We start from the raw sequence: 18,563 nt of genomic DNA, 5'->3' as shown, positions 1-18,563 counted from the left end.
TGGCAATAAGATAAAAAGTGGTAAATTTACTGTGTCATTCTGAGTGATATATAAGTTCGAAATGTGGATTGAAATAAACAAATATTTAAAAAGAGCCTCTTCGCTGCGGAGAGGCTCTTTTCGGCTGCTGCCATATCAGTTTTTTCCGGTCTGTATTTCCCCCTCTTTTCCCTTGGGAAAGGTTACTTCCTTCATCAAAAAGATTAAAGCCGCAATATTGGGCAGCGCCATCAGACCATTCCAGATATCGGACAGCTCCCACACCGTTTCCAGTCTGGCCACGCAGCCTAAGAACACCGCGCCCAGATAGAGGAACGTATACGCCTTTCCCCGCAGAATCCTGGAGAGAAGCAGGAAATGGCCGTGCTCCTTCAGCCGTTCGGCCAGATAGCCCGACGCCTGCCGTCCCAGATAGTACCAGGCGATAATGGTGGCAAATGCGAACAGCATCATCGCTGCCGACACGAGGTACTCTCCCAGGCCGCCCAGCCGTTTGGAAAAACAGTAGGCTGTGAGAGCCGCGCCATCGTATCCGGAGCCTGCCGCGTCTCCGCCGGTCATGCAGAGGATGACAAGGGCCGTCATGGTACAGATCAAAATGGTATCGAAGAACACTTCGAACATGGCCCACATGCCCTGCTGCTCCGGCGTCGTCTCCTCAGCCGCTCCATGCAGAACGGCCATGCTGCCCAGTCCGGCCTCATTGGAGAACACGCCTCTGGACATACCATACTGAAGGCTCTTGGAGATTCCATATCCCGCAGCCCCGGATACAGCCGCTCCAGGCTTCAGCGCATCGTGAAAAATCGAGGCGAAAATAGCGGGGATCTGGTCGTAGCACGACATGATGACCACCATGGAAAACAGCATGTAAATCCCGGCTGAAATGGGAACCAGCCGTTCGGATACCATGGCGATCCGGCCGATTCCGCCAAAAATCACGAGAAAGACGATGCCGGTCAGGATTACTCCCACCACCTCCGGGCGGCTCCCAAACGTATATTGGAAGGTTTCCGCGATGGAATTGGACTGTACCATACTCCCCATCCCCAGCGATACCATGACACAGAAGAAGCTGTACAGCATTCCCAGCCATGGCATATGCATTCCGCGCTCCAGGTAAACCATGGGACCGCAGATCCATTTGCCCTTCTTATCCCGGTAACGGTAGCGGATACCAAGCATGGTCTCCGCATAGCCTGTCATCATGCCAATGGCGGCGGACACCCACATCCAAAAGAGTGCTCCCGGCCCCCCTGCGGTGAGTGCGGTCGCCACTCCCACGATATTTCCGGTCCCGATGGTAGCCGCCAGTGCCGTACAGGCCGTCTGGAACTTTGTCACGGCGCCTTCCTCTTCCAGTTCCTCTTCCCGTATGCTTCCGATGGTCATCTTCCACCAGTACGGCAGCCTTCTGATCTGGAAAAAACCGGACTTCACCGTATAAATAATGCCGATCCCCAGAAACAGGACCAGCAGCCATGGCCCCCAGACAAGCTCATGAATTCTATGTATCATCGATGCCGCTCCAATTTGCTTTTATTAAGACTTATTCGGAGAGACAACGTTCTATGCATGGTACAGGCTGTCGGTTACATCGGACAGCAGTACCTCACAATTTGTCCCGTAAAAAATATCCTCACGGCCGCTCATCATACGGCAGAATTCCTCGAATTTCCCCCAGGTGTCATGGTAGTCAAACTCGTAGCTGTGCCCCCAGATATAGTATATCTGCGGCGTATCCGGCTGTAATTTCAGGAACGCCTCTCCCAGCTCTGTCATCCGGTCAAACTCGATATGATAAACAGACGGCTGAAACCGGTGCAGGTCCTGCTGCACATCAAAGCGGATTTGATACAGTATGGATTCGCTCAAAGGTAATATTATCACAATACCGCAGAGTGAGCACCTGTTTCCCAAGATTTCTTCGGCGTCCCAGGCAGAGATTACGGAATATGAGAATAAAGAATAAAAAGGAATAAAATTTCCATTAAAAATCACACTATATATTACACCATGCGAGGCGGGATGTGGTATAATGTGCGTATAGGTCAGGGCGGCCGGAACGTCTGTATTTCGGCTTCCCTGACCGGGATCGTCAGTCTCTTCGATTCACTCACCGGTTTTCGCTGACTGTCCCCCAAAATACTCCATCAAGAGGTGATCAAATGCCCGGATTTACCACCCATTATCTACTCGGCGTCAAAGCATACAATGATCTTCCGAACAACCAGTTAAGAAGAATTATCTCCAAGTACCGCTGGCTTTATCAGTTAGGGCTGCAGGGCCCCGATATGTTTTTCTACAACATTCCGATCCTGCGCCACCGTGACTACCGAAACGTAGGTTCCTACATGCACGAGAACCACGTGAGCACCTTTTTCGCCGTATGCTTAAACCATCTGGCCACCATCGAGTCGAAGCAGCAGCGCGAGCAGGCCATCTCCTACTTAAGCGGCTATTTCTGTCACTACGTTGCGGATTCCATCTGCCATCCCTACGTGTATGGGCGGATCGAATACGACATTAAGAATTCCGGCAATTATTACCATGGCCTTCACGCCACGCTGGAGAATGACATCGACGCCCTTCTTCTTATGAAATACAAAAAGAAAAAGCCGTCCCAGTTTAACCAGGCGGCCACGATCTGTTTAAACGGACTGGAAACGCAGTTTATCTCCGGTTTCCTCTCGTCCTGCATCAATGAAGCCTACTATCCGATCAACTACCGGAACAATTTCCGCGTAACGCCCCGGATGGTGTCCCGCTCCATTCTGGCCATGCGCATCGGATGCCGCACACTGGCCGATCCCAGGAGCCGCAAAAGAAACAGCATCGCCGTGGTGGAAAATCTGCTTTTGAAGAATCCCATCGCTTCCAAAAAGCTGGTAACCGACATACCGCCGGATCCGGTCAGAGCCATGAACTTAGATCACGAGACCTGGTGTAATCCATGGGATAAACGTCTGGCTTCCCAGGCATCGTTCCCGGATCTCTTCCACCAGTCCATGCGGAAATGCAGCGACGTATTCTACTTATTTAATGAAGAGCTGATATCAACCACCCCGCTCTCTCATCAGGACCATGGAGCGCTGTTAAAGGAACTGGGCAACTACTCCTACCACAGCGGCCTGGCAGTATCTTAGAGCGCGTTTGAAAATTGCTTTCCGTCAGCTGTGCGTCACACTTTGTGGGAGATTTGACCCCGATGAAGGAGGCGTAGTGGGCTACGCTGACTGAATTGGGGGCAAATATGCCGCGAAGTGGGGCGGGCAGATGGCGGGAATGAATTTTCAAACACGCTCTGGGATTCTCAGGATGTTAAAAGGTGCAGACGCGAATAGGAAATTCGCTGCTGCACCTTTTGTTTCTCATATCTGCACGTTCCTGGTAAATCGATTATTCCTGGCTTTCCTCGCCGCTCTCTTCCACTTCTTCCCCCATGTCCTCTTCTGCAGACGTCGGCTCCATAACCTTCGCACCTTCTACCGGCACAATAGCCTCGTTGGAACCGGCCGGGATCGTCATATTCACCAGCCATACGGACTTATCCGTCATCATGCCGTCCGGCATAACGATAAGATTAAGCGTATAGTCCTGGAAGAATCCGCCATAGGAATCCTCTGTAGAGGGCTCAATGGAGAAATCCTGTACTGCTGCCTCATCGTTGATCGTTCTCACAACCGCATTTGCAAAGGCCACGGCCTCCTCCGGTGTGGCTCCCGCGTTCATCATCAGCGTTAAATCGATAGTCTTCTTATCCGGATCCACACTGTAATTGACGCTCACCGCCTTCGGGTAATCCTCGTTATTTAAGTACTCTTCATCCAGATCATCTCCGATCTGTCCCCAGTCCAGCACAATCCCTTCCTGAGTTTCAAATACCGGCTCCGCAGGCCCTCCTGTCACAATATTGCTTTTGGTACAGCCAGCCAGCAGCATCGCCGTAATTCCACATATAATTAACACTTTTTTCTTCATGATCAATTTCAGTCCTCCTTTTTTCTGCACGAGGCTATTATATCGGATGCGGCTTCATTTTTGTAGTGGTTTTGGAAAAAAGTCAGAAAATCTTCACAATTAATTCTTGCATTTTCTGGATAACCATGGTATCATGTTCAATATCAAATTTATTTTTAATTTTTTGAACATTTAGGAGGTACTATCATGGACCAGAATGAAAAAAAACACTTGATGAAGAAGCTGGACTGGGTTACGACCATCGTCCCGTTCGTCTGTGTTCTTATACTCTGTCTTTTATTTATGGTGTTCCCGCAGAAATCGACTGATACGCTTTCGTCGATCCGTTTCTTCCTCGGCAATGAATTCGGCAGCTACTACTTACTGATCGGACTCGGCGTCTTTCTCTGCTCACTCTACATGGCATTTTCCAGATACGGAAAGATTAAGCTGGGAAATATAGAGAAGCCGCAGTACTCCAATTTCAAATGGGGAACCATGATGTTTACGGCAGGCCTTGCGGCCGACATTCTCTTCTACTCGCTCTGCGAGTGGGTGCTCTATGCCAATGAACCGCACATTGCAGACATGGGGACGTTTCAGGACTGGGCCTCCACCTACCCCCTCTTCCATTGGGGACCGATTCCCTGGAGCTTTTATATGGTGCTGGCCGTGGCTTTCGGCTTCATGCTTCACGTCAGGAAGCGCACCAAGCAGAAGTATTCTGAGGCCTGCCGCCCGATCCTCGGAAAACACGTGGATGGAATTGGAGGAAAAGTCATCGACCTGATCGCCGTTTTTGCGCTGCTGGCAGGGACGGCTACCACATTTTCCCTTGCCACCCCGCTGCTCTCCATGGCGATCAGCCGCGTGACCGGGATCCCGGAATCCAACATGCTGACAATTGTTATCCTTGTCATCATCTGTGTCGTCTACACCATCACCGTTTATTTCGGTATGAAGGGCATCGCCAAGCTGGCGGCCTCCTGTACCTGGCTCTTCTTCGGCCTGCTGCTCTACGTGCTGATCGGCGGCGGAGAGGCCCGCTATACCATTGAGACGGGAGTTACGGCTATCGGCAATATGGTGCAGAATTTCATCGGCATGTCCACATGGACCGACGCGCTGCGCACCTCGTCTTTCCCGCAGAACTGGACCATCTTCTACTGGGCTTACTGGATGGTGTGGTGCGTAGCCACCCCGTTCTTTATCGGTACCATCAGCAAGGGACGCACCATCCGCCAGACGGTTCTCGGCGGATACTGCTTCGGACTGTCGGGAACATTTACCTCCTTTATCATACTCGGCAACTACAGCCTGGCGCTGCAGACGAAGGGACATCTGGATGTCATGGGCATCTACGCAGCCACCGGGGATTTATATCAGACTATCATGGCCATCTTCGAGACGCTTCCGCTGGCGAAGCTGGGGCTTATCCTGCTGGCTGTAACCATGATCGCCTTTTATGCCACCTCCTTCGATGCCCTTACTATGGTGGCTTCGTCCTATTCCTACAAGGAACTGCCGTCCGACGCCCAGCCCGACAAGCATGTGAAGCTGTTCTGGGCCATACTGCTGATGCTGTTCCCCATCGCCCTCATTTTTTCAGAGAACTCGATGGCGAATCTGCAGACCGTATCCATCATCGCGGCATTCCCCATCGGAATCATTATTCTGTTAATACTCTTCAGCTTTTTTAAGGATGCGAGGGAATATTTAGACCGCTGCGAAAGTGGAGAGACACCTGGAGATGAAAGCGAAAAAGAAAAGACCAGGGCGAATTAATCGTCCTGGTCCAGATCATTGAATATATCGGAATCAAAGAATTCGCGGATGGTCATTCCAAAGCCATCGGCGATTTTTTTAATGTTGCAGATTCCGGGGTTCTTGCTCTTTCCATTCATAATACTCTTAAAGGTTGATGGCGGCATCCCTGCCTGAAAGGTCAGAGAATATCCCGTCAGACGCTTCTGCCTGCATAGCTGCTCAATCCTCTTACTGGTTGCTTCACATATCGTCATGACCGAATCCCTCCTTTTTTCTTTAGTGTAACTAAAAAAATTGTAGAATTCGGTCGATATAATGTCCGATTGGAAATATTTTCCAGCAATCTATACGCTTAGTAGACATTAAGTAATCAATCCATGATTTTTATTTTCATGCTGGAGTGAGAGGGTATCTGTTCCTCTTTCGGCGGCGGGGTCATATAATCCCCGTAGACCCAGGTCAAAACCTCATGCCATCCCTTGGGCGCCATGAGCAAGGTGTCCTCGAACGGCAGATCCACCGTCTCCTCGCACCACTCCTTCTGAAGCGTCACATACAGGTAATCCGGCTGGTAGTTGCTGTAATAGCGCAGGGGGCTCTTTCCTTTTCTGTCCTTCACCGCTGCCATATGCTGCAGCTTTCTGATGACGCTCATGGGAATCAGCCTGCCCACGGTGGACAGTATCCACACGCAGATTCTGCCCATCACGCCATACTTTCCGAAGTCCAGCTTATAGCGGTGTCCCATGGCCAGTCCGTAAATCGCCGTGTGCAGAAACAGGGTCCAGGTGGATGCCGCCTTGTTGGCGGGAAGCTCGTCAATCGTAAATAAATCCACCCAAAGGTGATTCAGCTTGCCTCCGTAATACTGCATCTCCTCCGTATCCTCATGCATCTGGCTCTTCTCGTAAATAATCCTGGCCGTAAAATCGAAAAATGCCTTCCCGTCCCGCAGATCCTTCGGCTCCACCAACGTCATTCCCTCCGGCAGTTCTCTTTTAACCACCTTCAAAAATGCGTCGTAATTCGGCCTGGTGAACGCCACGTCCGCATCATCATCCCACGGGATGAAGCCCTTATGGCGCACCGCACCCAAGAGAGTTCCCGCATCCAGAACATACTTTATCCTGTATTTCCGGCAAATCCGGTCAATTTCCTTCAAAATAGCCAGGTTCGCCTCATGGACTTTTTTAAGATCGTAATTCTCCATTTGGTTTCCTTCTCCCCATGCTCAGTACTGCATTGTGCAGATACCAGTGAATGCAGCACTGAAACGTCTTAATATGAATCCCCACGTCCGGGCTTCTTTCGTTTAGCTGTTTTTCTTTACTGCTTCTATAATAGTCTCGGCCATATAATCAATCATCGCATCCGTCATTCCCGGATAGACTCCGATCCAGAACGTATCGGCCATAATCCGGTCGGTGTTCTTTAACTCTCCGACGATCCGGTATCCGGTCTTCTCTGCACGCATCTCATCGAAGCACGGATGCTTTGTCAAATTGCCCGCAAACAGCATCCTCGTCTGCACACCGTGCGACTCTACATACTGCACGATTCCGTTCCGGTACACGCCTTCCCGGCAGGTAATAAGAAAACCGAACCAGCTTGGCTTTGAATTCGGGCACGGCTCCGGAAGGATCAGCTGCTCTTCCACCGCTGAAAGCGCGGCACGAAGCCGGTCAAAATTATGGCGGCGGCGTTCCACAAAGGTCGGGAACTTCTTGAGCTGGGCACATCCAATGGCAGCCTGCATGTCTGTCGCCTTTAAGTTGTACCCAAAGTGTGAGTAAACGTACTTATGGTCGTACCCCAATGGAAGCTCGCCAAACTGCCGGTCGAAACGGTGACCGCACATGTTGTCTCTTCCCGATGGGCAGACGCAGTCACGGCCCCAGTCACGGAAGGACCGGATGATCTTGTTCAGCATCGGGTTATTCGTGTAAACGGCGCCTCCCTCTCCCATCGTCATATGGTGAGGCGGGTAGAAGCTGGAGGTACCGATATCTCCGATGGTGCCTGACAGCCGCTCCTGTCCGTCTATGGTGTATCTCGTTCCAAGTGCGTCGCAGTTGTCTTCCACCAGCCACAGATTATGGCGGTCACAGAATGCTTTCACCGCCGCCAGATCGAAAGGATTGCCGAGGGTATGGGCAATCATTACGGCTTTGGTCTTCTCGGAGTACGCCTCCTCCAGCATCGTCACATCGATATTATACTGCGGAATCGTCACATCCACGAATACCGGCACAGCGCCGTACTGGATGAGCGGCGTCACCGTGGTCGGGAAACCGGCGGCCACTGTAATAACCTCATCACCGCGCTTCACCCGGCGTTCGCCAAGAAGCGGAGACGTCAGTGTCATAAAGGCCACAAGGTTCGCGGAAGAACCGGAATTCACCAGAGAACAGTACTTCACACCCAGATATCCGGCCAGCTCCTTTTCAAATTCATCCGTATAGCGGCCGGAAGTCAGCCAGAACTCCAGGGAACTGTCTACCAGATTCACCATCTCATTTCTGTCATACACGCGGGACGCGTAGGGAATCCTGTCTCCCGCCTTAAATGGCTCCTTTTTATTATGGTAGGTATCGCAGTAAGCTCCCACCATGTCCAGGATCTGCTGTCTCGCTTCCTGTTCTGTCTTATTTTCAAACATGGTATCTTTCCTCTCTAAAAAATTCTTTTATCTGCCTGTCCATCACAGCCAGCATATCTTCACCGGCCAGATAGTCCTTCGTCCACTCCACCGTTTTCTCCACGGCCTCTTTCACGCCGTAGCGTGGGCTCCAGCCAAAGGTTTTTTTAATCTTGGAGCAGTCCAGCTTCAGGAAACTGGCCTCATGAGGGCCTCCGTCATACCGGTTCACCCACGTGATGCCGCCGCCCCAGGCAGCCGTAAATAAATCCGCCAGTTCACCGGTGGTCACGCAGTCCCTGTCGTCCGGGCCCACATTATAGTATCCCTGAAAGTTCAGATCTTCATACTGTTTCATGGCGATCGCCATATAAATCACCAGCGGCTCCAGCACCAGCTGGTATGGCCGCGTGGAATATGGATTTCTGACTACGATCTCTCTGCCGGCCGTCGCCGCGCGGATGCAGTCGGGAATGATCCTGTCGTTGGCGAAATCACCTCCGCCGATGACATTCCCCGCCCGGGATGTAGACACCGCCGTATGGCCGTCCGCAAAAAATGACTTCGCATAGCTGTGTGTCACCAGCTCGGAACAGGATTTGCTGTTGGAGTAGGGGTCAAATCCATCTAAGGGATCGCATTCCCGGTAGCCGTATTCCCATTCTCTGTTTTCATATACCTTGTCCGTAGTCACATTTAAAAATGACTTCACACACGGATTCTTCCGGATGCACTCCAGCACGTGAACCGTGCCCATCACGTTCGTCTCGTACGTATATACGGGATCTTTATAGGAATCCCGTACAATGGGCTGTGCCGCCAGATGAAACACCAGCTCCGGCTGTGTTCTCTCAAACACCTCCATCAGGTGGGGCAGATCCCGGATATCCCCGATCACCGAATCCATGGTGTTATGAAGCCCTGCGACGTAAAAGAGGCTGGGGTCTGTCGGCGGCTCCAAAGAGTATCCCGTCACCGCTGCCCCTGCTTCCTCAAGCATCCGGACGAGCCAGGAGCCCTTAAAACCGGTGTGTCCTGTGACCAGTACTTTTTTTCCTTTATAAAATGTGCAGAATTCCTGCCACATTTCCTTTGTCCATTCTGTCATATGAATTCCATTCTCCTGTATCAGTTTTCCCAGATCTTCCAGGGTGCCGCGCCTGTCTGCCATAAGGCCTCCAGTTTCTGCATCTCACGCTGCGTATCCATGCACTGCCAGAACCCGGTGTGGTGGAAACTCATCAGCTGTCCCTCTGCGGCCAGACGCTGCAGCGGTTCTTTCTCAAATACGGTGGTGTCATCCTCCAGATAGGAGAATATGTCCGGATTCAGGACCATGAAACCGCCGTTGATGAGGCTGGCGTCCTTCTCATCCTTCTCGCGGAAGGAACGGACCGCGTTGTCGTCGCTGATGTCCAGAACTCCCTTCATCTGTGCGATGTTCACCGTCGTCATGGTGGCCGTCTTTCCATGCTCCTGATGGAACTTCACGAGGGCATTCAAATCCACGGTGCACACGCCGTCGCCGTACGTCATCATAAATGGCTCATCGCCGATATACGGCTGAATCCGCTTGATTCTTCCGCCTGTCATCGTGTTTAAGCCCGTATCTACCAGAGTTACCTTCCATGGTTCAGAATAGTTATTATGAACCTCCATCTTATTATTGGCAAGATCGAAGGTCACATCCGATGTGTGAAGGAAGTAGTCCGCAAAAAACTCCTTCACCACATACTGTTTATATCCAAGGCAGATCACAAAATCATGAAAACCAAATTCGGAATAGTATTTCATAATATGCCATAAAATCGGCCTGCCCCCGATCTCGATCATGGGCTTCGGCTTTAAATGGCTTTCTTCGCTGATTCTGGTTCCTAATCCACCGGCCAGCAGTACTACTTTCATCTGTATATCCTCCTTGTTATGAGCACTTAGCGGACGTCATTTGGCCGCTTACGTGCAATACATGTCATCTCCACTTAGTTATTCATTGCTGTTGCTCATTTCGTAACAGTTCAGACGGCTCCTCTTCTTGACCGGAAAAGCCGGTCAAGAAGCATCGGATATTCATCCGATGTAAAAATCAATGCCAACACGGTCTTATAAGCAAGCTTAACGCCCGCCTTTGCACTGATTTTTCCGCCGTCTGAACTGTTACTCATATTCCTCATATGCTCTGCGGTAATAATGCATGAGAAGCTTCACAACCGGCTTAGGCCACATCTTTGCAAACATCTCCGCTTCCTCCCGCGCCCGGCTGTTGTCCTTAATACAGGCCTTCGTTGTGGCCTCCTCGTGGACCCGGTAATACATTAACGGCCGTTCTATACAGATAAAGCGGCCATCCCGCTCCGCCAGCTTCCACAGCGTGTCCCAGTCCAATGCGAACTGGTACGGCGAATCAAAGAGCGGTTCTCCCAGAAGTTCCTTGTTGTACGTACATGCCGGACAGCAGATGGAGTTTCCAAACAGCAGCACGCTCCTCTTGACAGCCCGCAGGTGGCTGAGCGGACGGAGCCGCAGCGGCAGCCGCAGAAAACGCTTGATGAACTCTACTTTTTCAAACTTTACAAGCGTGTCCTTCTTCACCACCGTATACCCGCCGGTAAACAGCGTCATATCGGGATACCGCTTCCATGACTCCAGAAGCAGCTTTACATAATCCTTCTGATACATATCATCCTGATGTGCAATGGTCACGAAACGGGAATCTGCCATGTGGTACGCAAAATTCCAGTCATCCATAATCCTGCTCTTTCCTTCGCGCACATGAACGGGAATGCCGTACTTGTCCGCCATATCCATAATATAGGGGCTGGGTGTGGAAGTACAGAGAATAATATCCGTCGGCACGCTCTGCCCCTTCAGGGAACGGATACACGCCTCTAAATATGGAGAATCGCGGTATGCGCAGACTGCAAATGTATGTGGCTTCATTATATTTTACTCTTTCTATGCGTGGTTTTCTGCCTCACTAAGTGTTCCTAGTATACCATAAACATCCTCAAACAATCTACCCTATTCATTATTTTGAAAGAATTTCTAAATCCTGCCACGGCTTGTCTCATCCATTACATTTGCATGGACCGTCGCCTTCATTGTTTTCGGTTTGTTTTCCGGTTCTTTTTCGGCTTCAAAGCGCTTTCTTCACCAAAAGCCGGATGGCGGCTGTCCCGTTCCGAGGTTAGAATCGTCATGTCCTTCGAAATGGGCCACCGGATTCCAATGGTTTCATCATTCCACGGAATGCCGCTCTCATCCTCCGGATGGTAATAATCGGACAGCTTATAAGAAAAAACAGCAGTATCTGAAAGCACCAGAAAGCCATGTGCAAAGCCTTCCGGTACATACAACATGTTCTTCTTTTCTGCGGAAAGTACGGTGCCAAACCACTGGCCATACGTCCTGGATCCGTCTCTGATATCGACCACCGCGTCAAACACCTCTCCGCTCACGACACAGACCAGCTTTCCCTGTTGATAGTTTTTTTGAAAATGCATCCCTCTGAGCGTCCCCTTCGCAGACATGGATAAATTGTCCTGCACAAATACCATGTCCAGCCCCGCCTCCCGGAAGCTGCCTGCATGGTATGCCTCAAGGTTATATCCTCTCTCATCCGAGAACACCTGAGGCTCCACGAGATAAAGCCCTTCTATGTTCCCGCACTGCTCAAACTTAAAACCGCCCATTCCTTTTCCTCCTGATTTTTACATAGCCAGGCTTATACTCAGCTAAGCCTTTATGCGGTTAACCATTTACTCTGCTAACTGGAGTATACAGGGTGACGTCAGGTCACGGTCAAGCACTATTTTTTACTGCCGTTCACGGCCCTGCCGGCCTCTGAATTGTAATCTGTTTTTTCTATGGCTGCGGCCAGAACCAGTTTCTTCATTGACGAATATCTCTTTTTAGTATAAGCTATGGAAAGAAATCTTATTTATCACCATTTACCAATAAAGGAGCATGTACCAATGAGCATTCGACTGATTGCCTCCGATATGGATGGCACCCTTCTTGACCCATATACAAATATTTCTCAGGCCAACATCGACGCGATTCACCGTCTGTCCGACTATGGCGTGGAATTTTTAATCTGCAGCGGCCGTGACCACCACGACGCAAAAGGAATGATGGACAGCTGCGGCATTACCTGTGGCTATATCTGTTTGAGCGGGGCCGTCATTTATGACCAGGCCGGAACACAAATGGCGAACCTTCCACTGAACAAACAGAATTTAAAGGATATCAGCCACGTTTTCGGAGAGTTCGGGGCTGCTATGGATGTTCTGACCTCTCATGGCCGCTACTCCACTGCCGATCCGGAGAGAAAAATCCTGGAGCTTTACGACTTTTTAAATGGCCGTGCCCCATTTTCGGGAGAAATTCCCGACGAAATCCGGGCTGCCGCCAAAGAGCGCATGGATACCATGACCTTCGTCCGGGACTTGGGTGAAATTCCCGCAGATGCGGATATCTACAAAATCTGTGGGAACGACTTGGACTGCGATCTGGTAATCCGCATGAAAGAGGCATTTACCAACTACCCGGATTTAGCTGCCGCCTCCTCATTTCCCAATAATATCGAACTGACCAACACTGCCGCACAGAAGGGCAACGCATTGAAGACCTACGCTGCGGCAAAGGGAATCTCCCTGGATGACGTCATGGTTCTCGGCGACAGCGACAATGACATCTCCATGTTTACTCCGGAATTCGGCTGGACCGTGGCTATGGACAATTCCATGGACTGTATCCGTAAAAGGGCCAAATATGTAACGAAATCCAACGCCGAAGACGGCGTGGCCTGGGCTATTCGGAAGTATGTGTTTGGGGAAGAGGAAGGGAATTTATAGAGAAACTTGAAAATTATTCTCTGCGGCTGTCATTTATGGCGTTAATTCCAGCCTTACCATTCTGTTTCAGCCGTTCACAGGAGCGTTGGCAGAATTATTTGATAAAAAGACTGCGGTGATATATATCGGACAGGGATTTGGAACGTGTGCGGGCGGACTGTCTCAAGAATATTACCCCAGTTCTTTTATACGGCGCTGAATCTCTCCAGCCATACGAAATGACACGTCACAAAACGCACCGTTTTTCATTCGCACTTTTCTTTCCCCCGGTAAATAAATCTCCATATTTTTAATATTAATAATTGCGGATCGGCTGCAATAGCAAAAATAACGGTTCAGACGAGTTTTTATTTCTTTTAAAGTTCCTGACAGCCGCCTTACTCCATTCCAGGTGTATATGACAATCGTATGGGAATTATGACCACAAGTAATAAACAGAATATCATCTTGATTCATAAGGATAGAATCCGGACCGTCTTTTATGACCAGCGCTCTGTTTCCTGCCTGTAAATGCCTGTAATAATTGGTATGAGCAGCTTCCAGACAGGAACAGATTTTCTTCTCAAATTGGTCTGGTTCATCCTTCAAGATAAAATCCATAGCCTCTACCTTAAGTTTAAATGTCAACGGCGCCATCTCATCATGAGTTGTAATAAACACAATATATCCCCGTGGATCATGCTTTCGTATTTTTACTGCAAGTTCCAGACCATTCATGTCTGCATTCAAATCAATGTCGATAAAATAAAGTCCCACACACTCTGATTTTTCCAGGAATGCAAGCAAGACTAAGGGATCTTTCGTCCAGCAAAACAGTTCCATATCCATATTGTGTATCATGAGATACTTTTCAATCCTATTCTTCCAGCACTCTAACTGAACCTGATCATCCTCACACAGATAAATATTTATCATAGCCTCACTCCTTAATTACAGCGTGTTATCATAAGTCTCTGCGAAAACCATGGTTTTTCATAAACAGTATCCCATACAACATTCGAATATCCGGCCAAAAGCTTTTCGGCATTAAACAGTCCTATTCCACGATTTTCCCCTTTTCCTGAAATTCCTTGCTGATTAAGATCGTAAATACTCACAGTAAGCGGCTTTGAAGTATTTTGTATGATAACCTTCAGTACATCATCTGTATATACCATACAAAATCTAAGACCTTTTTCATCCGTTTCCAGTGCGGCTTCAATCGCATTATCTAAAAAAATCCCCAATACTCTTGCCAGGTCCAGGGAATCTATAAAAAGCTCCCCGACAGGTTCTTTCACTTCAATATCTGTATGAATTCCAAGTTCCATACTATAAATTAATTTTGATGAAACCAGGCTCTTCAGCTCCGTATTCCCAATCCTGCTTAACGACTCCAGTTTTGTATCTGATGCTGCAAGTCCGTGCCTGGCAGACAAAATTTTGTTAAAATAATATTCCTTCAGACCCGGCAGATCGTCCTCTTTTATGAACAGCTCTAACGTTGTGAGGATATTTAAGTAATCGTGTTTAAACCTGCGCATGGCTCCATAAGATTCTTCTATTTTTTTAGTGTAAAGCTGTAAATTTTCAAATTGAGCCAATTGACTTTTCTTTTGCTGAATTTGCAGTGCTTTTTCATAAATTTCGAGCAGCAAAAAAACTGTGAGCAAAAACAGCGAAAGAAATATAATTCCGCTTAAAGCAATGACACCATAGCTATATCCCAGAGCCCCACCGTATGAGATATTCAAAATAAAAAGTGATGTAAGCACGACCAGATAGGCAAACAATCCTGACATCAATCTGCGTTCGTGAAGCAATTCATTTTCTTTCAGCCTTAAATGCAGAAAATTTCCCAATAGCTTTGTTGTTACACCACAGAAGATACAGTAAAAAACCGAAAATCCAATCGCCAGTTTCTCATGAGAAAACCAATTTTCTGTACTCACGTGAAAAACCGAATTAAACGCCCATTGGAACAAATAGTTGAAGGCTACCGCATATAAATATCCGGTAAGCGAACAGATGAGGCACAAAAGATCACCGTGGGTAAAAACAGTAAGTAACAGCATAATCCCCGTTACGCTTACAAGAGATATCATTTGTCCAATATATTGTTCTAAAAAACATGAGACCAGCAAAATATATGCAAATATCGTGATTTTTTGCCCCAAAAGCAATTTATTTGGTAATAAAAACATGCAGGCAATATAGCAGCACAGGCTTCCGCAAATCAAATAAAATGAATATACCAACATAATATGCCACCTCCCCTTTTTTATTTTATTCCCTCGTCATGAAAAAGTAAAGGTGATAAGTTATCTGATATTTTATTGATTTTTACTGTCTTTAGATTCAATTTACGCTCATGCAGGATTTTGCAACGTTTACTGAAAAAACTTTTTTTTAACAAAATTTCTTCTATACTGTTACTTAAGAGGTGATACCAATGAATATTTCCGAATTATCATCAGCAATTTGTCAAAGGCTGAATCATATCAATCAAAAACCACCAGAAGAAAACGTCATAATAGAATATGGTATGACACTCTTTCTGGAAAATGTATCAAAGCTATTATTAATCTTGGCAATTGGTTTTTTGATTGGAGAAGGTAAGGAGTCTTTTATTATCCTGTTTACATTCTGTATGTTTCGATTGCAGGCAGGTGGAAGGCATGCCAAAAATAATATCGGTTGTACATTAAGCATGCTTTTTATATGGGGTCTATCCTTAACTGCCAGCCGATATGTAACGATTAGCATTCCCGCTCTAGTCTGCATTTTCATTATTGGCATTGCTGCAGTCTTATTATGGGTGCCTCAAAGCATTAATATCGGATATTTTACTTCTGAGGATATCGCCAGAAAAAAAGTATATTCTTTTCTGTTCCTATGCTGCAGTTTGATTGTAGCTGTACTTTTTGGCAGTATACGGATGTTAATTGTATCACCAATTATTTTAGAGATACTAACATTAATTCCCAATCATAACAGATTAGAAAGGAGCGGTAAAAATGAAGAAACAACTTGTTGACCGCATTCAAAAAATGTTATTGAACATTTCTATGAATTCTGTCGGAAAGAGTTTTCCGGCTAATATACATGAAAGGAGGGTGCCTGATGAATTGATACAGTATAAGGGGAAAAAACAGATTAGATAATAAACAGTATCAGGCACGCAGCATTGTGATTGCGGTTATCACCGCCAGACTTAATTATAATGCAGATGCCAGTAGCAGACAAAGTGGTTCAGCAGTTCACGATGTAAATGGAACTGTCCATGCCATACATACTGCCGGCGCTGGAACTTCCAATACAGGTATTAAAATAAATGCTACCATTTTTAATTTATCCTGAATTATTCATGGTGACGTATTTCATATGGAATTCGTCACCATAAAAATCCAGAACTTATACCAAAGGGGTGATTCCATTGGATGTGGTTATAATTACTTATTATAGATAATATCAAAATAATGACTCGTGGATTTCCAATTTTGAGGAGGTATTTAATGAGTAAATTTATCGTAAAAATTATAAGTATTACCCTATCTGTTATCATAGCTGCTTCATCTGCAAGTTTTGCTTTTGCTCAGGAACCAATTAATAGTAACCAGAAAACCAATATTCATTATGAAAAAGGTAGTATAGAGGGGTTGTTTGATTCTTCAGTCGCAAGAAATGATTTTAAAGAACTGGTTTATACTTATCACCAAAATGGTGAATCATACCGAGTTTACGATCAGGCTAATAATGATTTAACTAACACTAATTCATTTATTTATAAAGTTGGTTTGAATGGCGAGGAAAAACTTGTTCGACAGGAAAAAGTTACTGTGTCAAATAATATCGTTTATACAACAGTAACCGAAAACGGACAAGAGAAAACTTATACGCTTGATTTAAACAAAAATAAAGAGCTTCAAATTGTACCTGAAACAAGGGGAACTTGGGCAGGTTATCCTGTAAGCGATACATTTGTGGACTGGGGAAGCTTTAAGCAAAAATATAATGTTGCGGGAACTACTGCTACTGCGGTTAGTGCTACAATTAAGGCAATTGTAAGCGTTGCTACAGGTATCGATCCTGCTGTAAAAGTTGTTGTTTCTGCAATAACTGTTGTAGCAAATTATATTTTCCAGAACAGTATTAAATGGACTTATGTAATAGAAGATGTTGCATTTAGATGGACGGAGATACCAACGGCTGCAGTACAGCAACGCGCAGTTGAACGTACAATACGAACTTTTTATACGGATAGTAATTATGCGACAGAGATTGACAGCGTTACCACCACTGCATATGCGAAGGACTATAAGGACTAGGTTATATGAACAAAAAAATCATAATAAACAATTTGGGGTTTATATTCATATTTGCTGCAATGATTATTGGAGAAAGAATTAAGACCCATGCTTCCTGGTTTAATATAGTAAAGTCTCAATTCGGAACATATGTTTTAATTATTTTGATTGCAATAGTTGTTGAGTCTTTAATAATAATTTTTAGAGATTAGTGCAGAGACGAGCCAAACCTTTAATTCCGGTAAAACTCACCATACAACAGTAAATTTAGCCTGGAGTAAGGCGTAAATGAGGATGAACTTTTTATTTAGTACAAGTCTCTTTTAAAAGCAAATAAATCGTAAATCTTAAAATTACACTAAATTCTCTGGAAGCTGCACGAACGCTTCCGGGGAATTTTTTGTTAAAAAACCTCCATATATGTGCTATACTCTTATCATAGCAATCTGATTCGTGAAAATATTATCAGTCAAATTCCCACGCGGGAATAAAAGAATCTACCAATCAGGAGGACCGCATCATGAAGCATCTGACCGAACAACAGATCGCAGCCATGGCGCCGAACGCGAGTGCTGTGGCCAATGCAAAGAAGATTGTAAAGAGCGGCGGATTTACACACCTGGCCCGCTCCGCCGACGACACCTTTTACATGGGAGACTGCAGGGGAAGCGGAAGTTCCGTTTACAGCGTATCCGTCGATTTCATAGATGAAGCAGCGCCTGTCTGCCGCTGCAGCTGTCCCAGCCGTCAGTTTCCCTGTAAACATGACCTGGCTCTGATGTTTAAGCTTTTGGAAGATGAGCCGTGGGATATCTGTGAAATTCCGCAGACCATCCTCGACAAACGCGCCAGGAAAGAGGCCCGCGAGGAGAAAAAAGAAGAGAAAGGCCGCACGGACGGTGAGGCAAAGAAGTCCACGAAAGCTTCAAAACCAGCGAGTCTTGCAGCCCGCACAAAGAAACTGAAAAAACAGCTGGACGGCCTCGCCATGGCGGAATCCATGGTAAATGAACTTCTGGACGCCGGACTTGCCACATTAAAAGGCAGTTCCTTAAAGAC

Annotated in this window: 18 protein-coding genes and 3 pseudogenes; 8 read left to right on the top strand and 13 right to left on the bottom strand. The window is 47.0% G+C overall.

Features of this window, described 5'->3' with window-relative positions; translation table 11 throughout:
* Window positions 1-135 precede the first annotated feature (135 nt).
* Both ACLTD4_RS19400 and ACLTD4_RS19395 read right to left on the bottom strand, forming a co-directional pair.
* The gene (locus ACLTD4_RS19400; RefSeq protein ID WP_029467267.1) at window positions 136-1,518 is read right to left on the bottom strand and encodes an alanine/glycine:cation symporter family protein; all 1,383 of its coding nucleotides are present in this window, start codon (window positions 1,516-1,518) and stop codon (window positions 136-138) included.
* Between the two features lie 51 nt (window positions 1,519-1,569).
* Window positions 1,570-1,875, bottom strand: a complete 306-nt coding sequence (locus ACLTD4_RS19395; protein WP_243008369.1) for a hypothetical protein — start codon at window positions 1,873-1,875, stop codon at window positions 1,570-1,572.
* Window positions 1,876-2,168: 293 nt separating this feature from the next.
* Here ACLTD4_RS19395 and ACLTD4_RS19390 point away from each other — a divergent pair.
* A pseudogene (locus ACLTD4_RS19390) lies at window positions 2,169-3,134 on the top strand (zinc dependent phospholipase C family protein); the annotation flags it as partial.
* Here the strand turns inward: ACLTD4_RS19390 and ACLTD4_RS19385 are convergent.
* Window positions 3,040-3,237: pseudogene (locus tag ACLTD4_RS19385) on the bottom strand (DUF6783 domain-containing protein); the annotation flags it as partial. The pseudogenes ACLTD4_RS19390 and ACLTD4_RS19385 sit on opposite strands and share 95 nt — an antisense overlap.
* On the opposite strand from ACLTD4_RS19385, the pseudogene ACLTD4_RS19380 reads away from it, so the two are divergent.
* Together ACLTD4_RS19380 and ACLTD4_RS19375 are read left to right on the top strand one after the other, a co-directional pair.
* Window positions 3,154-3,744: pseudogene (locus tag ACLTD4_RS19380) on the top strand (DUF6783 domain-containing protein). The pseudogenes ACLTD4_RS19385 and ACLTD4_RS19380 overlap by 84 nt on opposite strands.
* A gap of 423 nt (window positions 3,745-4,167) precedes the next feature.
* Window positions 4,168-5,745 carry a BCCT family transporter gene (locus ACLTD4_RS19375; protein WP_117622372.1) on the top strand — a complete coding sequence of 526 codons (1,578 nt, stop codon included), beginning with the start codon at window positions 4,168-4,170 and terminating at the stop codon, window positions 5,743-5,745.
* Here ACLTD4_RS19375 and ACLTD4_RS19370 read toward each other — a convergent pair.
* The 8 genes from ACLTD4_RS19370 to rfbC all read right to left on the bottom strand — a co-directional run bounded on the left by ACLTD4_RS19370 (window position 5,742) and on the right by rfbC (window position 12,054).
* A complete protein-coding gene (locus tag ACLTD4_RS19370) occupies window positions 5,742-5,981 on the bottom strand; it encodes a helix-turn-helix domain-containing protein (RefSeq protein WP_025529472.1) in 240 nt (79 codons plus the stop codon). The two genes, ACLTD4_RS19375 and ACLTD4_RS19370, sit on opposite strands and share 4 nt — an antisense overlap.
* Window positions 5,982-6,097: 116 nt before the next feature.
* Entirely contained in the window at window positions 6,098-6,937 is an 840-nt protein-coding gene (locus tag ACLTD4_RS19365) for a LicD family protein (RefSeq protein ID WP_029467262.1), read from the bottom strand.
* A gap of 102 nt (window positions 6,938-7,039) precedes the next feature.
* Window positions 7,040-8,386, bottom strand: a complete 1,347-nt coding sequence (gene rfbH / locus ACLTD4_RS19360; protein ID WP_117622373.1) for a lipopolysaccharide biosynthesis protein RfbH — start codon at window positions 8,384-8,386, stop codon at window positions 7,040-7,042.
* Window positions 8,379-9,473: a CDP-glucose 4,6-dehydratase gene (gene rfbG, locus ACLTD4_RS19355; RefSeq protein ID WP_181988696.1), complete on the bottom strand. Its 1,095-nt coding sequence runs from the start codon at window positions 9,471-9,473 to the stop codon at window positions 8,379-8,381. The genes rfbH and rfbG overlap by 8 nt, the downstream gene beginning before the upstream one ends.
* Window positions 9,474-9,493: 20 nt before the next feature.
* Entirely contained in the window at window positions 9,494-10,270 is a 777-nt protein-coding gene (rfbF, locus tag ACLTD4_RS19350) for a glucose-1-phosphate cytidylyltransferase (RefSeq protein WP_025529473.1), read from the bottom strand.
* A gap of 110 nt (window positions 10,271-10,380) precedes the next feature.
* Window positions 10,381-10,527 (bottom strand): hypothetical protein, encoded by a 147-nt coding sequence (locus ACLTD4_RS19345; RefSeq protein WP_181988692.1) that lies wholly within the window; start codon window positions 10,525-10,527, stop codon window positions 10,381-10,383.
* Window positions 10,520-11,305 (bottom strand): glycosyltransferase, encoded by a 786-nt coding sequence (locus ACLTD4_RS19340; RefSeq protein WP_181988695.1) that lies wholly within the window; start codon window positions 11,303-11,305, stop codon window positions 10,520-10,522. Before ACLTD4_RS19340 ends, ACLTD4_RS19345 begins: the two co-directional genes overlap by 8 nt.
* A gap of 155 nt (window positions 11,306-11,460) precedes the next feature.
* Window positions 11,461-12,054 carry a dTDP-4-dehydrorhamnose 3,5-epimerase gene (rfbC, locus tag ACLTD4_RS19335; protein ID WP_117622374.1) on the bottom strand — a complete coding sequence of 198 codons (594 nt, stop codon included), beginning with the start codon at window positions 12,052-12,054 and terminating at the stop codon, window positions 11,461-11,463.
* Between the two features lie 282 nt (window positions 12,055-12,336).
* Here rfbC and ACLTD4_RS19330 point away from each other — a divergent pair, with 282 nt between their 5' ends.
* Window positions 12,337-13,218 (top strand): Cof-type HAD-IIB family hydrolase, encoded by an 882-nt coding sequence (locus ACLTD4_RS19330; RefSeq protein WP_117622375.1) that lies wholly within the window; start codon window positions 12,337-12,339, stop codon window positions 13,216-13,218.
* Between the two features lie 171 nt (window positions 13,219-13,389).
* On the opposite strand, the gene ACLTD4_RS19325 is transcribed toward ACLTD4_RS19330, so the two are convergent.
* Both ACLTD4_RS19325 and ACLTD4_RS19320 read right to left on the bottom strand, forming a co-directional pair.
* Window positions 13,390-14,133: a response regulator transcription factor gene (locus ACLTD4_RS19325; RefSeq protein WP_055653445.1), complete on the bottom strand. Its 744-nt coding sequence runs from the start codon at window positions 14,131-14,133 to the stop codon at window positions 13,390-13,392.
* An 11-nt stretch (window positions 14,134-14,144) separates the two neighbouring features.
* The gene (locus ACLTD4_RS19320; protein ID WP_117622376.1) at window positions 14,145-15,458 is read right to left on the bottom strand and encodes a sensor histidine kinase; all 1,314 of its coding nucleotides are present in this window, start codon (window positions 15,456-15,458) and stop codon (window positions 14,145-14,147) included.
* Window positions 15,459-15,649: 191 nt separating this feature from the next.
* On the opposite strand from ACLTD4_RS19320, the gene ACLTD4_RS19315 reads away from it, so the two are divergent.
* The 4 genes from ACLTD4_RS19315 to ACLTD4_RS19300 form a co-directional block, all read left to right on the top strand.
* On the top strand, window positions 15,650-16,234 hold the full coding sequence (locus ACLTD4_RS19315; protein ID WP_117622377.1) for an accessory gene regulator B family protein: 585 nt from the start codon (window positions 15,650-15,652) through the stop codon (window positions 16,232-16,234).
* A gap of 478 nt (window positions 16,235-16,712) precedes the next feature.
* Entirely contained in the window at window positions 16,713-17,525 is an 813-nt protein-coding gene (locus tag ACLTD4_RS19310) for a hypothetical protein (RefSeq protein ID WP_117622379.1), read from the top strand.
* 5 nt (window positions 17,526-17,530) lie between these two features.
* Window positions 17,531-17,716 carry a hypothetical protein gene (locus ACLTD4_RS19305; RefSeq protein WP_002604774.1) on the top strand — a complete coding sequence of 62 codons (186 nt, stop codon included), beginning with the start codon at window positions 17,531-17,533 and terminating at the stop codon, window positions 17,714-17,716.
* Window positions 17,717-18,024: 308 nt separating this feature from the next.
* A partial coding sequence (locus ACLTD4_RS19300) for an SWIM zinc finger family protein (protein ID WP_412331481.1) occupies window positions 18,025-18,563 on the top strand: 539 nt, incomplete at its 3' end.

It is taken from the genome of Hungatella sp. (assembly GCF_046966825.1).
This window is presented reverse-complemented; position numbering and strand designations above follow the sequence as displayed.

Coding starts and splice junctions, on each gene's coding strand:
- ACLTD4_RS19400 (WP_029467267.1), bottom strand. CDS start 1,518: ATGATACATAGAATTCATGAGCTTGTCTGGGGGCCATGGCTGCTGGTC.
- ACLTD4_RS19375 (WP_117622372.1), top strand. CDS start 4,168: ATGGACCAGAATGAAAAAAAACACTTGATGAAGAAGCTGGACTGGGTT.
- ACLTD4_RS19370 (WP_025529472.1), bottom strand. CDS start 5,981: ATGACGATATGTGAAGCAACCAGTAAGAGGATTGAGCAGCTATGCAGG.
- ACLTD4_RS19365 (WP_029467262.1), bottom strand. CDS start 6,937: ATGGAGAATTACGATCTTAAAAAAGTCCATGAGGCGAACCTGGCTATT.
- rfbH (WP_117622373.1), bottom strand. CDS start 8,386: ATGTTTGAAAATAAGACAGAACAGGAAGCGAGACAGCAGATCCTGGAC.
- rfbG (WP_181988696.1), bottom strand. CDS start 9,473: ATGACAGAATGGACAAAGGAAATGTGGCAGGAATTCTGCACATTTTAT.
- rfbF (WP_025529473.1), bottom strand. CDS start 10,270: ATGAAAGTAGTACTGCTGGCCGGTGGATTAGGAACCAGAATCAGCGAA.
- ACLTD4_RS19345 (WP_181988692.1), bottom strand. CDS start 10,527: ATGAGTAACAGTTCAGACGGCGGAAAAATCAGTGCAAAGGCGGGCGTT.
- rfbC (WP_117622374.1), bottom strand. CDS start 12,054: ATGGGCGGTTTTAAGTTTGAGCAGTGCGGGAACATAGAAGGGCTTTAT.
- ACLTD4_RS19330 (WP_117622375.1), top strand. CDS start 12,337: ATGAGCATTCGACTGATTGCCTCCGATATGGATGGCACCCTTCTTGAC.
- ACLTD4_RS19325 (WP_055653445.1), bottom strand. CDS start 14,133: ATGATAAATATTTATCTGTGTGAGGATGATCAGGTTCAGTTAGAGTGC.
- ACLTD4_RS19320 (WP_117622376.1), bottom strand. CDS start 15,458: ATGTTGGTATATTCATTTTATTTGATTTGCGGAAGCCTGTGCTGCTAT.
- ACLTD4_RS19315 (WP_117622377.1), top strand. CDS start 15,650: ATGAATATTTCCGAATTATCATCAGCAATTTGTCAAAGGCTGAATCAT.
- ACLTD4_RS19310 (WP_117622379.1), top strand. CDS start 16,713: ATGAGTAAATTTATCGTAAAAATTATAAGTATTACCCTATCTGTTATC.
- ACLTD4_RS19305 (WP_002604774.1), top strand. CDS start 17,531: ATGAACAAAAAAATCATAATAAACAATTTGGGGTTTATATTCATATTT.